This is a genomic window from Streptomyces sp. NPDC006743 (genome assembly GCF_040703815.1).
Classification (GTDB): domain Bacteria; phylum Actinomycetota; class Actinomycetes; order Streptomycetales; family Streptomycetaceae; genus Streptomyces.
The window spans coordinates 33,483-48,071 of the sequence record NZ_JBEYJA010000050.1 but is presented as its reverse complement, the minus strand read 5'-3'; the positions used below and the strand labels follow the sequence as shown (position 1 = coordinate 48,071).

Below are 14,589 nucleotides of genomic sequence, written 5' to 3'. Positions count from 1 at the left end.
TCGTCTGGGGTCGGGTCACCTGATGGAGTGAAGAGCGAGGGGAAGGGAAGCCGGGAATCTTCCCGTTCTGCCCATCCTTGGGCATGCAGTCAAGCAACGGCGGTCCCCACGGGGACGGGGGCGGCGCAGAGGGCCCGCCCGGGAGCCACGAGGGCCGGGAGCAGGCGCCCGAGGACCTGCGGTACCGCGATCCGTGGTACGACGCGCTGGCGTCCGGCTGGGGTGAGGGCGAGGGGGCGGGAGCCCCCGCCGCAGGGGTGCCGGCGGCACGGCGGGAGGAGGCGGGCCGGCCGGGTGCGGGGACGGCGGCCGAGGTGTACCTGGAGGTGCAGCGCAGTGCCGCGTTCCAGGAGGTGCGTCGTCGCTACCGGAGGTTCGTGGTCCCGGCGGTGGCGGTCTTCCTGGTCTGGTACGTGGCCTACGTCGTGACGGCGACGACCGCGCCCGGGCTGATGGCGCGGCCGGTGGCGGGCGCGGTGAACGTGGCGATCCTCGCGGGGCTCGGGCAGTTCCTCACCACCTTCCTCCTCGCCTGGGCCTACGCCCGGCACGCCCGGCTGCGGCGGGACCGGGCCGCGCTCGAACTGCGCTGGGACACGCAGGTGCTGACACGGGGAACCATGCGGGAGGGCGCGTCATGACCGGTGGCCACCAGACGCCGGCGCTGGTGCTGTTCAGCGGGTTCGTGGCGGTCACGCTGGCCATCACGACCTGGGTGAGCCGCAGGAGACACGGTTCGGCAGAGGAGTTCTACGCGGGCGGGCGGCTGTTCTCCCCGATGGAGAATGGTTTTGCCATCGCCGGGGACTACGCCTCGGCCGCCTCCTTCCTCGGTGTGCCGGGGCTGATCGCGCTCTTCGGTTACGACGGGGTGCTGTACGTGGTGGGCTTCCTCGTGGGCTGGCTGGTGGTGCTGTTCCTCGTCGCCGAACTGGTGCGCAACTGCGGCCGGTTCACCCTCGCCGACGTGGTGGCGGCCCGGATGAGCGAGCGGCCGGTACGGATCGCGGCGGGCACGTCCTCGGTCACCGTGTCCGTCCTGTACCTGGTGGCGCAGATGGTGGGCGCGGGCAGTCTGGTGGCCCTGCTGCTGGGGCGGACCGGTGCGGGCGGCGCGGCGCAGGCGTGGGCCGTGATCGTCGTCGGCGCGCTGATGGTGGTCTATGTGTCGCTGGGCGGGATGCGGGCCACCACCTGGATCCAGATCGTCAAGGCCGTGCTGCTGCTGGCCGGGACCGTCGCGCTGACCGTGCTCGTCATGGTCCGCTTTCACGGCGATCTCGACCGGCTGCTGCGTGCCGCGGCCGAGCACAGCGGCCACGGGGCGGCCTTCCTGGCTACGGCGGCGACTGGACCGCGCGCCTGGACTTCATCAGCCTCGGGCTCGCGCTGGTACTCGGCACGGGCGGTCTGCCGCACATCCTGTCCCGCTTCTACACGGTGCCGACCGCACGGGCGGCGCGCAGGTCGGCGCTCTGGTCGATCGGGCTGATCGGCGGCTTCTACCTGATGACGATCGTGCTCGGGTTCGGGGCCGCCGCGATCGTCGGGCCCCAGGCCGTGCGCGGGTCGAACGCGGCCGGGAACACGGCGGTGCCGCTGCTCGCCCTCGACCTGGGCGGTGGTGCGGATTCCACGGGCGGCACGGTGCTGTTCGCGGTGGTCGCCGCCGTCGCGTTTGCCACCATCCTCGCGGTGGTCGCCGGCATCACGCTCGCCTCCTCCGCGTCCGTCGCCCACGACCTGTACGCGTCGCTGAGGCGGCGTGGCGGGCGGCAGCGCGGCGAGGTGGCCGTGGCACGGATCGCGGCCGTCGGCGTCGGGGTGGTCGCCATCGGCCTCGGTCTGCTCGCCCGTGACCTCAACGTCGCCTTTCTGGTCGGGCTCGCCTTCGCCGTCGCCGCCTCGGCGAACCTGCCGGTGCTGCTCTACTCCCTGTTCTGGCGGGGGTTCACCACGCGTGGCGCGGTGTGGGCGGTGTACGGCGGTCTGATCCCTGCTCTGGGGCTCGTCGTGCTCTCCCCGGTCGTCTCGGGCAGCCCGGACTCCCTCTTCCCCGGCGTCGACTTCCAGTACTTCCCCCTGCAGAACCCGGGCCTCGTCTCCATCCCGCTGGGCTTCCTGGCCGGCTGGCTGGGCACCGTCACCTCCGCGGAACCGCCCGACGAGGCCAGGCACGCGGAGACGGAGGTGCGGTCGCTGACCGGGGCGGGGGCCGTGTGAGCGGGGCCGGTCCGGCCGTCGTCACACCGAGGGCCGTCCTGGCGGGCCGCCTGGCGACCGGTCGCCAGGCGGGCGCCCTCGCTCTCGCCGGGAGGCGCCCCCATGGCACCTGCGGCAGCGGACCGGCCGGTCACCGGTGGCCGCCGGCACCGGCCGCCCCGCCCGGGTCACGGCGCCACCCACGCGTAGCGGTGCTCCGGGCGTCCGGTGTCGCCGTACTTGAGTGACAGGCGCAGCCGGCCGGCCTGTTCCAGGTGGCGCAGGTAGCGCTGGGCGGTGGACCGGCTCAGACCGGTGCGCTCGGCCACCTCGTGGGCCGACAGGGGCCGGCCGGCGCCGTGCAGGACACCGCAGATGAGGTCGGTCGTCGGCTCCGAGTGGCCGCTGGGCAGGCCGGGGGAGGGCGGTGCCGGTGTGGTGCGCAGGGCACCGAAGATCCGGTCGACCTGCTCCTGCCCGGCCACTCCGCGGCCGCCGACACGGTCGACGGTGCGGCGCAGGGCGGCGTAGGAGTCAAGGCGGGTGCGCAGCGCGGTGAAGGTGAAGGGCTTGACCAGGTAGTGCAGCGCGCCCAGCCGCATCGCCTGCTGCACGGTCGCCACGTCGCCGGCCGCCGTGATCATGATGACGTCGGTGCCCAGGCCCTGTTCGCGCATGCGGTGGACGAGTTCCAGGCCGGTGCGGTCGGGCAGGTAGTGGTCGAGCAGGACCAGGTCGATGCCTCCGTGTTGTACGGCGGCCAGTGCCTGGGCAGCACTGTGCGCGCGGGAGGTCACCCGGAAACCGGGAACCTTTCCCACGTACTTCGCGTTGATCTCGGCGACACGGAAGTCGTCGTCGACCACCAGGACGTCAATCATCGGGGCTCTTTCCCTCAAGGCCTGGCGAGCGTTAAGCCCGTGTTTCGGCTCCGTTGTTGTAGCGCGAGCAAAACGAGCACAACAGGTGCTTGCGAGCAAAAGAACGGCTTGCGAACAGAAGACTGCTGCTGTGGCGGGGGCCACATCTACCGTCCCGGGTCATGAGCGCAGACACCAGCCCCGCCATCGAGCTACGGGGCGCGAGCAAGACGTTCAGGACCCCCTCGGGGGGCCTGCACACCGCGGTGAGGGATCTCGACCTCACCGTGCGGCGCGGCGAGTTCGTGGCCGTGGTGGGACCTACCGGCTGTGGCAAGTCGACCACGCTGACGCTGGTCAGCGGGCTGGAGGAGCCCACCGAAGGTGAGGTGCTGGTGGCCGGCGAGCCGGTGACCGGCGTCGGCGGCAAGGTCGGCTTCGTCTTCCAGCAGGACGCCACCTTCCCCTGGCGGACGGTGCTGTCCAATGTGATGGCCGGGCCGCGTTTCCGCGGTGTGCCCAAGGCGGAGGCGAAGGAGAAGGCGCGGGCGTGGCTGGCCCGGGTCGGACTCGCCGCCTTCGAGGACCGTTACCCGCACCAGCTCTCCGGCGGCCAGCGCAAGCGGGTCGCGCTCGCCGCGACCTTCGTCAACGACCCAGAGATCCTGCTCATGGACGAGCCGTTCTCGGCGCTCGACGTCCAGACCAGGGCGTTGATGTCGGACGAGCTGCTGGAGCTGTGGGAGGGCACGGGCTCCTCGGTCGTCTTCGTCACCCACGACCTGGAGGAGGCCATCGCGCTGGCCGACAAGGTGGTCGTGATGACGGCCGGCCCGGCCACCGTGAAGCAGGTCTTCGACATCCGCCTGCCGCGGCCTCGCAAGGTCGAACAGGTGCGCCTGCAGAGCGAGTTCATCGACATCTACCGCGAGATCTGGGAGTCCCTGGGCGAAGAGGTCCGCATCACCCGTGAAAGAGGTGCCGCCCATGTCGCCTGAGACACTCAGCACGCCGGTCGCCGAGGCGGCCAAGACGCCCGACAGGGCGCACTCCCGGGCGCGCGCCGCCCGCAAGCGGAAGGTGATCGTCACCGCGGCCCGCGTCCTGCTCCTGGTGGCCGTGCTCGGGCTGTGGGAGGCGCTCTCCCGCGCGGAGGTCATCGATCCCTTCAACTTCTCGATGCCGTCCAAGATCTGGGACCAGATGTGGACGTGGATCACCCACGGCACCGCGCTCGGCTCGCTGGGCGAGCAGATCTGGTACACCCTCTACGAGGCACTGATCGGCTGGGTGTTCGGTGTGGTGGCCGGTGTCGTCCTCGGCATCGCGCTGGGCCGCATCCCCTTCCTGGCGGACGTCCTCGGCCCCTACATCAAGGTGCTCAACTCGCTCCCCAGGATCGTGCTCGCCCCGATCTTCGTGATCTGGTTCGGGCTCGGCCCGATGTCCAAGATCGCGTCGGCCGTCGTCCTCGTCTTCTTCCCGGTGTTCTTCAACGCCTTCCAGGGCGCCCGCGAGGTCGACCGCAACCTGGTGGCCAACGCGCGGATCCTCGGCGCCAGCGACCGCAGGGTCACCTTCCAGGTGGTCATCCCGTCCGCCACCTCCTGGATCTTCACCAGCCTCCACGTCAGCTTCGGCTTCGCCCTCATCGGCGCCATTGTCGGCGAGTACATCGGCGCCACCAACGGCATCGGCCTGCTCGTCGCGCAGTCCCAGGGCACCTTCAACGCCGCCGGTGTGTACGCCGCGATGGTCATCCTCGCCGCGGTCGCCCTCGTCGCCGAGGGGCTGCTCACCTTCGCCGAGCGCCGCATCTTCCGCTGGAAGCCCGCCGACTCCGGTCACTGAGCCGCCGATTCCGGCCGCTGAGCCACGGCCACGCCACTGTGCCACAGGCCCCGCAGCCGGTCCGCCGGTCCGCGCGTCCGCAAGCCCGCAACTCCGCCGGGCCCGCAGGCCCGCGCACCGAGCCGCCGGCCCCTCGGTCCGGCCCGGCGCCCTCTTCCCCGCACCCCGCCCCGTACCGCTCACCTCTAGGACGTGAACCGTCATGCGCAAGACCACCAGACTCGCGGCGTCGGCCGCCACCGGCCTGCTCGCCCTGTCCTCCCTCACCGCCTGCGCCAACGACGCGGCCGGCTCGGCGGCCGACAGCGGCAGCGGCGGCGGCAAGGGCGAGCACGTCAAGATCATGGTCGGCGGCCTGGACAAGGTCATCTACATGCCCGCCATGCTCACCCAGCGCCTCGGCTTCTTCTCCGCCGAGGGACTGAACGTGGAACTGCTCAGCGAGCCCGCCGGCGTCCAGGCCGAGACCGCGCTCGTCTCCGGCCAGGTCCAGGGCGCCGTCGGCTTCTACGACCACACCCTCGACCTCCAGGTCAAGGGCAAGGACATCGAGTCCGTGGTGCAGTTCTCGCACGCGCCGGGTGAGGTGGAGGTGGTCTCCGCCAAGGCCGAGGGGGAGATCGCCTCTCCCAAGGACTTCAAGGGCAAGAAGCTCGGCGTCACCGGCCTCGGTTCCTCGACCGACTTCCTCACCAAGTACCTCGCGGTGAAGAACGGCGTGAGCGTCAGCGACTTCACCCCGGTCGCCGTCGGTGCCGGACCGACGTTCATCTCCGCGCTGCAGAAGGGGTCCATCGACGGCGGTATGACCACCGACCCGACCGTCGCGACCATCCTGGACAAGAAGGCCGGCAAGATCCTCCTCGACATGCGCACCCCGGAGGGCTCGCAGGAGGCGCTCGGCGGCCCGTACCCGTCGTCGAGCCTGTACATGCAGACGGAGTGGGTCGACAGCCACAAGGAGACCGTCCAGAAGCTGGCCAACGCGTTCGTCAAGACGCTCAAGTGGATGTCCACCCACAGCGCGACCGAGATCGCCGACAAGATGCCCGCCGACTACTCGCAGGGCAACAAGCTCCTGTACGCGGCGGCCATCAAGAGCACGCTGCCGATGTTCACCACGGACGGCGTCATGCCGGCGAACGGTCCCGAGACCGTCGAGAAGGTCCTCAAGGCGTTCAACCCCACCATCAAGAACGCCAAGGTGGACCTGAGCAAGACCTTCACGACGGAGTTCGTCAAGAAGGCCACCGGCTGACCTCCGTGCCCGGCCGCGGGAGGGGCACGGACTCCGTCCCCTGCGCCCCGTGAGCCGTGTCCTCAGACGCGGGCCGCCCACACGTAACGGTGTTCGGGGCGGCCCGCGACGCCGTACCGGAGGGTCAGCCGGACCCGCCCCGCGTGCTCCAGCAGCTTCAGATAGCGCTGGGCGGTCTGCCGGCTCAGCCCCGTCCGGTCGGCGACGTCCTGCGCCGACAGCGGGGCGCCCGCCCGGATCAGGGTCTGGCGTACGAGGCCGGCCGTGGTGGGGGAGTGCGCCCGGGGCGGACCTGGCGCCGCGGACGCGGACAGCGCCCCGAAGATGCGGTCCACGTCGGCCTGTTCGGCCTCCCCGCCGCCGTCCAGGGTGCGGCGCAGCGCGGCGTACGCCTCCAGCCGGGGCCGCAGGCCCGCGAACGTGAACGGTTTGACCAGGTACTGCAGCGCCCCGTGCCGCATCGCCGCCTGGACGGTCGCCACGTCCCGGGCCGCCGTCACCATGATCACGTCGCTCTGGTGGCCGCGGCGGCGCATCTCCCCGACCACCTCGAGCCCTGTCCGGTCCGGCAGATGGTGGTCCAGGAGCACCAGGTCCGGGGACGGCAGGGCCTCCAGCCGGTGCAGCGCCTCGGCGGCGCTGTGCGCCAGGCCCGCGACGCGGAAGCCGGGCACCTTGGCGACGTACGCGGCGTTGACCCGCGCGACCCGGGTGTCGTCGTCCACGACCAGAACCTCGATCACCGTGCCTCCTCATCGGCGGAAGCGGCGGAAGCGGCGGAAGCGGGGGAGGCGGCGGTGCCGGACGCGACGGTGGCGGTGCCGGACGCGACGGTGGCTGGGCCGGACACGGGGGGCCCGCCGGCGGCGACGGCCCCGCCGGTGGTGACGGGCCCCGCGGGGGCGAGGGACCCGGCGGGGGCGGCGGCGGGGGCCGGGGCCGCGCCCTCCTCCAGCGCCTCGGGCAGCACCACCGTGAACTCCGCGCCGCCGCCGTGCGCCGTGCCGACCGTCGCGCTCCCGCCCTGGCGCTCGGCCAGCCTGCGCACCAGGGAGAGCCCTATGCCGCGCTTCCCGTGCGCCGGTGGCCGCTTGGTGGACCAGCCTTCCGTGAAGACCAGTTCGCGCAGCTCGGCCGGGATCCCCGGCCCGGTGTCGCGGACTCTCAGGACGGCGCTGCGCCCCTGGGTGAGCAGCTCGACCTCCACGCGCGCGTGCGGCGTGGCCGCCACCGCGTCGAGGGCGTTGTCCACGAGGTTGCCCACGACGGTGACCAGGCCCCGGGGGTCGACCAGCCGGTCCGGCAGCCACGTGCGGTCCGAGATCCACAGCGCCACACCACGCTCGGCCGCGACCGTGGCCTTGCCGACGAGCAGGGCGGCGAGCAGCGGGTCCTGGATCTTCTCGGTGACCTGCTCCGCGGTCGCCCGGTGGTCGCCGACCACCTCCCCGACGAACTCCACCGCGTCGTCGTACATCTCCAGCTCCAGCAGCCCGAGCAGTGTGTGCATGCGGTTGGCGTGTTCGTGGTCCTGGGCACGCAGCGCGTCGATCAGGCCCCGGGTGGAGTCCAGTTCCCGGCCGAGCTGTTCCAGTTCGGTGCGGTCGCGCAGGGTGGCTACTGCGCCGCCGTCGTCGGTGGGCATCCGGTTGGCGACCAGGACCCGCTGTCCGCGCACGGTGAGCAGGTCGGTGCCGGTCACCCGCCCGGCCAGGACGTCGGTCGTACGGCCCTCGCCGAGTGCCTCGTCCAGGGAGCGGCCCACGGCCTCGTCACCGATGCCGAGCAGCCGTCGCGCCTCGTCGTTGAGCAGCCGCACCCGGCCGTCCCGGTCCAGGGCCACGACGCCCTCGCGGATGCCGTGCAGCATGGCCTCCCGTTCGGCGAGCAGGGCCGCGATGTCGGAGAAGGCCAGGTCCCTGGTCTGCCGCTGCACCCGCCGGGAGACCAGCCAGGCGGCCAGCGCGCCGACGGCCAGGGCTCCGCCCGCGTACGCGAGCAGGCCGGGGATGGCGTCGATCAGGCGGGCGCGGACGCTCGTGTAGGCGATGCCGACCGAGACGGCCCCGACGATGTGGTGGTGGTCGTCGTAGAGCGGCACCTTGCCGCGGGCGGAGCGGCCGAGGGTGCCGGTGTCGATCTGCATGACCTTCTGGCCGGCCAGGGGGGCTTCGGGACTTGTCGAGACGATCCTGCCGATCTGCTGCGGATCGGCGTGCGACCAGCGTGTGCCCCGCAGGTCCATCACCACGACGTACTCGGCCCCCGTCGCGCTGCGGATCCGCTCCGCCTCCCGCTGCACCGGCCCGTTCGCACTGGGCGGGGTGTGCTGGAGGTCGCGGGCGATCTGCGGGTTCTCGGCGGTGGTCTCGGCGATCGAGAGGGCGCGCCGCATCGCCTGGTCGTCCAGCTGGTGGCTGAGCGGGGCGAGGAACAGCCCGGTCGCCAGGACGGCGACTCCCGCCGCGATCGCCAGCTGCGTCAGCAGCACCTGGGAGAACGCCCGCCGGGGCAGGCCCAGTCGGCGGCGGCGTGCGGGGGCAGTGGTGCTCATGCGGATGACGGTACGGTGCGGGACGGCGGCCGCCCCAGGTGGTGTGGCGCGGATCTCCCGGCGCAGCCGATTCCCGGGGCGGCTGTCCGGGCTGCCCGATTCCCGCGAGCGGCTGTCCGGGCCGAGCCGAATTCCGCGCGAGGCTCTCCCGCCCCGTGGCGATTCCGTGCGCATCTCTCCAGGCCGAGCCCGTCCCGCGCGCCGCTCCCTCTCCCGGCCGGTTCTCCCCGGGCTGTTACCGGTGGCCCCGGCGGCTTCCGGTGGGCTCAGTGGTGCGGGCGGGGCACCGCCAGTTCGCGGACGGCCAGCACGTCCATGCGGGCCGGCGTGCCGAGCACGGACGCGCCGCAGCTCTCCGGGCGCGGCGGCCCCGCGGTGCCCCGCGCCACGGTGACGTGCCAGCGGCGTCCGTCGACGTGGGCGACGGTCACCTCCCAGCTCGGTGCGGCGTCCGCCGGGCCCGGCGCACGGGCCGCGTCCGGTGCACCGGGGCCGGCCAGAGGGGCGGTGCGTACGACGGTCAGCGCGTCGGCGCGGTACTCGCCGGCCGCCTCGCGCACGGTCAGTTCGGCGGCCTGCGCGGGACGCTCCCAGGCGCTGCGGCCCCGGCAGCCGTCGAGGACGACCCGGCCCTCCCGTACGCCGCGCAGCGCCTCCTCGACCGCGTGGGCCTCGGCGCGGCCGTACGCGTACCCGTGGGGGAGGACGAGCAGGGTGGGGGAGAAGCGGTGGCCGCCCAGGTGCGAGACCTCCCAGGTGCCGCCGGCCCCGCGGGAGGCGAGTTCCGCAGCGAGGGGCCGGCCCAGCAGGGCGCAGCACCGGTCGCGTCTGCCGTTGGTGCACACGAGGGCGAGCGGGTCTCCTGTGTGCGGCTCGCCCGTCAGGACCGTGTCGAAGGTGTGGTGGTCACCCCTGCCGAGGGCGGCGAAGTCGAGGTCCAGCAACTGTTCCGGGGCGGCGGTCACCGCGCCGTGCAGCCAGGTGGCTCCGGGCAGGGTGTGGGCCGCGTACACATGCCGCATCGAAGGGGTGTGGCAGTCGGCGTGCCGTCCGGGGCGGCGGACGAGGGCGATCCGGACGCCGGTGCCCTGCGCCGCCCGCTCCAATGCGCGTCCCAGGGCCGGGTCCAGATGGCTGGACGTGAGCGCCTTGGCACCCCAGGGGCCGGGCTGCTCCAGCAGCAGCCACGTGGCCGCCGTGGGCGCGGTGGCGGACAACGGTTCGCCGAGCTGCCGGGAGGCGGTCGCGCACGTACTCACAGGGGCGAGCCTACTGCGGCGGGCTCCCTGCGGGCCGTCCGGCCCCGCCCGGCACCCTGGCCGTGACGTGTCAGTCCCTGTGCGGACACTCGCGCAGCCGCAGCCGCAGCCGCAGCCGCAGCCGCAGCCGCTGCTCCCGGCCCGTCGCGCACCTCCCGATCGCCTGGAAGGACGCCAGGCGCCGCATCGACGAGCAGGCCCGTACCGACGCGGCGAAAGGCCCCCGCGCGGCGGGGAGCAGGGGGCCTCGGGCAGATGTTGCGTGCCCGCGCAGGAGGGCGTGACCCGCAGGGGGCCGCCACGGTCCCCCGCGCGGGGGGAGCCGCTCGCCGTCTTCGGCCGGTGAGCGGCTCGTATCCTGGTGCGGCAGTCAGTCCGCGTGCCCGCCCCGGGTCCCGTCGCCCCGGGCGCGCACCGCACCGTTGGGAGAGAGGTCGCCCGGTGAGCCAGCCGCTCCGGAACCCGTACCCGGACCCGGACCGCGATCCGGACCGCGAGCCGGACCCGGACCACGACCCGGCCCTGGACCGCGACCCGGACCCGCGTCCCGTCGCGGCCCCGGCCACCGCCCCGCCCGCCGGACGCCCGGGCAGCGCCCAGATCCCCGTCGTCGTGCTCGCCGGATTCCTCGGCGCAGGGAAGACCACGCTGCTCAACCATCTGCTCCACCACAGCGGCGGCAGCCGGATCGGCGCGATCGTCAACGACTTCGGGGCCATCGAGATCGACGCGATGGCGGTCGCGGGCGCGCTCGGCGACTCCACCGTCTCCCTCGGCAACGGGTGCCTGTGCTGTGCCGTGGACGCGGGGGAGCTGGACCAGTACCTGGACCGGCTGACCCGCCCCGGCGCCGGCATCGACGTGATCGTCGTCGAGGCGAGCGGGCTGGCCGAGCCGCAGGAACTGGTGCGGATGGTGCTGGCCAGCGAGAACCCCCAGGTCGTCTACGGCGGCCTCGTCGAGGTGGTCGACGCCGCCGAGTTCGACGGCACCAGGGCCCGGCACCCGGAGATCGACCGGCATCTCGCGCTCGCGGACCTCGTCGTCGTCAACAAGACCGACCGCGCCGCCGACGGCGAACAGGTGCTCGCCACCGTACGGTCCCTCGTCGACCGGGCCGCCGTCGTCCCGGCCTCCTACGGCCGCGTGGATCCCGAGTTCCTGTTCGACTGCCGGCCAGGGGAGGAACGCGTCGGCCAGCTGTCCTTCGACGATCTGGGTGCCTTCGGGGAGGACGGCCCCGACGACGCCCACGACCACCACGCCGGCCATCTGCACGCCGGCTACGACAGCCTCTCCTTCGTCTCCGACGTGCCGCTCGACCCCCGCCGCCTGATGCGCTTCCTGGACAGCCGGCCCGACGGGCTCTACCGCATCAAGGGGTACGTCGGCTTCGGCCCGTACGACCCGCGCAACCGCTACGCCGTGCACGCCGTGGGCCGGTTCCTGCGCTTCTACCCCGAGCCCTGGCCGGCCGGCGAACCGCACCGCACCCAGCTCGTGCTCATCGGTTCCGGCACCGACGTCCCCGGCCTCGTCAAGGAACTCCAGGCGTGCGAGGCGGACACCCCGCACGCCGACGAGCACGGCATGTGGGGCGTCCTGCGTTACGTCCAGGGCCCCGGCCAGGAGGACGTACCCACCGAGGACCCGCCCGTCTAGGGCCGGCCCGGGACGGCCTCAGACCGGCCCCGGACGGACTCACTCCGGCGCCAGGCCCGATGCGACCCGCGCCCGGACGGATTCGACGCACGCCGGGACGGACTCACCCCGCGCCGGCCGGGCGCGACCCGCCTGCGGACGGATTCGACCGGGACGGATTCGACCCGGTCCGGAGGGGCCCCGAGCGCCCTCCGGCCGCAAACCGGTGGGGCTCCCGCCCCGGGCCGGACGGCTCCCCGCCCGGCCCGGAACGGCCTCACGCCCAGGCGGGACCGGCCACCACCGCCACCGTCTTCGGCAGCGACACGCCCGAGCCGTCGCGGCGCGGGTCGATCTCGGGGAGTTCGGCCGGATTGCCGTTCTTCTGCGCGGCCAGCGCCGGGGTGGGGCCCGCCCAGGCGAACGACAGGCAGTCCTCGCCCTTCAGGAACCGCTGGCAGCGCACACCGCCGGTGGCCCGGCCCTTGCGCGGGTACTGGTCGAACGGTGTCACCTTGGCCGTCGTCTGCACCGAGTCGTCCAGCGTGCCGCGCGAGCCCGCGACCGTGAACACCACCGCCTCCGCGGCCGGGTCCACCGCCGTGAACGAGATGACCTTGGCGCCGTCGGCGAGCTTGATGCCCGCCATACCGCCGGCCGGGCGGCCCTGCGGCCTGACCTGGGACGCCTGGTAGCGCAGCAGCTGCGCGTCGTCCGTGACGAAGACCAGGTCCTCCTCACCGGTGCGCAGCTCGGCCGCGCCGACGATCCGGTCGCCCTCCTTGAGGGTGATGACCTCCAGCTCCTCCTTGTTGGCGGGGTAGTCGGGGACCACCCGCTTGACGACACCCTGTTCGGTGCCGAGCGCGAGACCGGGCGAGGACTCGTCCAGCGTGGTCAGGCAGACCACCGTCTCGTCGTCGTCCAGGGAGATGAACTCCGCGATCGGCGCGCCGCCGGACAGGTTCGGTGCCGCCGCCGTCGGGGGCAGCTGGGGCAGGTCCACGACGTTCACCCGCAGCAGGCGGCCGGCCGACGTGACCACGCCCACCTCGCCGCGCGCCGTGGCCGGCACCGCCGAGACGATCACGTCGTGCTTGTGCCGCCTGGCGTCCGTGTCCCGCGGGAAGGGCCCGTCGTCAGCCGTGCGGGCCAGCAGACCGGTCGAGGACAGCAGGACCCGGCACGGGTCGTCCGCCACCTGCAGTGGCACCGCCGCGACCTGCACGGCGCCCGCCTCCAGCAGGACCGTCCGCCGCGGGGTGCCGAACTTCTTGGCGACCACGGCGAGTTCGTTGGAGACCAGCTTGCGCAGCTCCGCGTCGGACTCCAGGATCCGCGTCAGCTCCTCGATCTCCGCGGTGAGCCGGTCCTTCTCCGCCTCCAGCTCGATACGGTCGTACTTGGTCAGCCGGCGCAGCGGCGTGTCGAGGATGTACTGCGTCTGGACCTCGCTCAGCGAGAACCGCTCCATCAGGCGCTGCTTGGCCTGCGCGGAGTTCTCGCTGGAGCGGATCAGCCGGATGACCTCGTCGATGTCCACCAGCGCCGTGAGCAGGCCCTCGACCAGGTGCAGCCGGTCCCGCCGCTTGCCGCGCCGGTACTCGCTGCGGCGCCGTACGACCTCGAAGCGGTGGTCGAGGTAGACCTCCAGCAGCTCCTTCAGCCCCAGCGTGAGGGGCTGGCCGTCGACCAGGGCGACGTTGTTGATGCCGAAGGACTCCTCCATCGGCGTCAGCTTGTAGAGCTGCTCCAGGACCGCCTCCGGCACGAAGCCGTTCTTGATCTCGATGACCAGCCGCAGCCCGTGCTCGCGGTCGGTGAGGTCCTTGACGTCGGCGATGCCCTGGATCTTCTTCGCGCCGACCAGGTCCTTGATCTTGGCGATGACCTTCTCCGGACCGACCGCGAAGGGCAGCTCGGTGACGACGAGGCCCTTGCGGCGGGCGGTCACCGTCTCCACCGAGACCGTGGCGCGGATCTTGAACGTGCCGCGGCCCGACTCGTAGGCGTCCCGGATGCCGGACAGGCCGACGATCCGCCCGCCGGTGGGCAGGTCGGGGCCCGGCACGTGCCGCATCAGCGCGTCCAGGTCCGCGTTCGGATGACGGATCAGGTGCCGGGCCGCCGCGATGACCTCGCCCAGATTGTGCGGCGGCATGTTCGTGGCCATGCCCACGGCGATGCCCGACGCGCCGTTCACCAGAAGGTTCGGGAAGGCGGCGGGCAGGGCCACCGGCTCCTGCTCCTGGCCGTCGTAGTTCGGCGCGAAGTCGACCGTGTCCTCGTCGATCGACTCGGTCATCAGGCTCGTCGCCTCGGCCATGCGGCACTCGGTGTACCGCATCGCGGCGGGCGGGTCGTCGTTGCCCAGGGAACCGAAGTTGCCGTGGCCGTCGACCAGCGGGACACGCATCGAGAAGGACTGGGCCAGCCGCACCAGCGCGTCGTAGATCGACGCGTCGCCGTGCGGGTGGAGCTTGCCCATGACCTCGCCGACGACACGGGCGCACTTCACGTAGCCGCGCTCGGGGCGCAGGCCCATCTCGTTCATCTGGTAGACGATGCGGCGGTGCACCGGCTTCAGTCCGTCCCGGGCGTCCGGCAGGGCGCGCGAGTAGATGACCGAGTACGCGTACTCGAGGAAGGAGCCCTGCATCTCGTCGACGACGTCGATGTCGAGGATCTTCTCCTCGTAGGGGTCGTCGGGCGGCGGGGTCTTCGTGCTGCGGCGGGCCATCGCTGCCGGCTCCTTGCTGAAGCGTGTGACGGGATCTGACGCCGACCATTGTGGACCGCCGGACTGACAACGTGGACCGGACCCCGCCCCGGAGGGTCCCGCGCGCCCCGCGCGCGGGACCCGTCCGCCCCGATCCGCTTCCGCTCCCGGCGTACGGCGAGCGGGAACTTCGCCAGCGGTCCGCACGCTTGCATACAGTGGCAGGACCGGCAGGAACAGGGCGG

The 14,589-nt window shown here is 72.8% G+C and carries 10 protein-coding genes and 1 pseudogene; 6 read left to right on the top strand and 5 right to left on the bottom strand.

The features are described 5' to 3' along the window. The first annotated feature begins 83 nt into the window (after nucleotides 1–83). Together ABZ719_RS30245 and ABZ719_RS30240 are read left to right on the top strand one after the other, a co-directional pair. Nucleotides 84–641 (top strand): DUF485 domain-containing protein, encoded by a 558-nt coding sequence (locus ABZ719_RS30245; RefSeq protein WP_366728334.1) that lies wholly within the window; start codon nucleotides 84–86, stop codon nucleotides 639–641. Further along, nucleotides 638–2,223, top strand: a pseudogene (locus ABZ719_RS30240) (cation acetate symporter). Before ABZ719_RS30245 ends, ABZ719_RS30240 begins: the two are co-directional and overlap by 4 nt. Before the next feature lie 167 nt (nucleotides 2,224–2,390). Here ABZ719_RS30240 and ABZ719_RS30235 read toward each other — a convergent pair. Next, nucleotides 2,391–3,083, bottom strand: coding sequence for a response regulator (locus ABZ719_RS30235; RefSeq protein ID WP_366728333.1), 693 nt, complete (start codon nucleotides 3,081–3,083; stop codon nucleotides 2,391–2,393). A gap of 161 nt (nucleotides 3,084–3,244) precedes the next feature. Between ABZ719_RS30235 and ABZ719_RS30230 the strand changes: the two genes are divergently transcribed. From ABZ719_RS30230 to ABZ719_RS30220, 3 genes are all read left to right on the top strand, one after another. Beyond that, a complete protein-coding gene (locus tag ABZ719_RS30230) occupies nucleotides 3,245–4,060 on the top strand; it encodes an ABC transporter ATP-binding protein (RefSeq protein ID WP_037856737.1) in 816 nt (271 codons plus the stop codon). Beyond that, nucleotides 4,050–4,913, top strand: coding sequence for an ABC transporter permease (locus ABZ719_RS30225; RefSeq protein WP_366728332.1), 864 nt, complete (start codon nucleotides 4,050–4,052; stop codon nucleotides 4,911–4,913). The genes ABZ719_RS30230 and ABZ719_RS30225 overlap by 11 nt, the downstream gene beginning before the upstream one ends. Nucleotides 4,914–5,115: 202 nt before the next feature. Continuing rightward, nucleotides 5,116–6,171, top strand: a complete 1,056-nt coding sequence (locus tag ABZ719_RS30220) for an ABC transporter substrate-binding protein (RefSeq protein ID WP_366728331.1) — start codon at nucleotides 5,116–5,118, stop codon at nucleotides 6,169–6,171. Nucleotides 6,172–6,233: 62 nt separating this feature from the next. Here the strand turns inward: ABZ719_RS30220 and ABZ719_RS30215 are convergent, their stop codons facing one another. The 3 genes from ABZ719_RS30215 to ABZ719_RS30205 form a co-directional block, all read right to left on the bottom strand. Next, nucleotides 6,234–6,914 carry a response regulator gene (locus ABZ719_RS30215; protein ID WP_366728330.1) on the bottom strand — a complete coding sequence of 227 codons (681 nt, stop codon included), beginning with the start codon at nucleotides 6,912–6,914 and terminating at the stop codon, nucleotides 6,234–6,236. Beyond that, nucleotides 6,911–8,725 (bottom strand): sensor histidine kinase, encoded by a 1,815-nt coding sequence (locus ABZ719_RS30210; RefSeq protein ID WP_366728329.1) that lies wholly within the window; start codon nucleotides 8,723–8,725, stop codon nucleotides 6,911–6,913. Before ABZ719_RS30210 ends, ABZ719_RS30215 begins: the two co-directional genes overlap by 4 nt. 266 nt (nucleotides 8,726–8,991) lie before the next feature. Next, a complete protein-coding gene (locus ABZ719_RS30205; RefSeq protein ID WP_366728328.1) occupies nucleotides 8,992–9,984 on the bottom strand; it encodes a sucrase ferredoxin in 993 nt (330 codons plus the stop codon). A 600-nt stretch (nucleotides 9,985–10,584) separates the two neighbouring features. Between ABZ719_RS30205 and ABZ719_RS30200 the strand changes: the two genes are divergently transcribed. Continuing rightward, on the top strand, nucleotides 10,585–11,646 hold the full coding sequence (locus ABZ719_RS30200; protein WP_366728347.1) for a GTP-binding protein: 1,062 nt from the start codon (nucleotides 10,585–10,587) through the stop codon (nucleotides 11,644–11,646). 256 nt (nucleotides 11,647–11,902) lie between these two features. On the opposite strand, the gene ABZ719_RS30195 is transcribed toward ABZ719_RS30200, so the two are convergent. After that, nucleotides 11,903–14,365, bottom strand: a complete 2,463-nt coding sequence (locus tag ABZ719_RS30195; protein WP_366728327.1) for a DNA topoisomerase IV subunit A — start codon at nucleotides 14,363–14,365, stop codon at nucleotides 11,903–11,905. Between the last annotated feature and the right edge of the window lie 224 nt (nucleotides 14,366–14,589).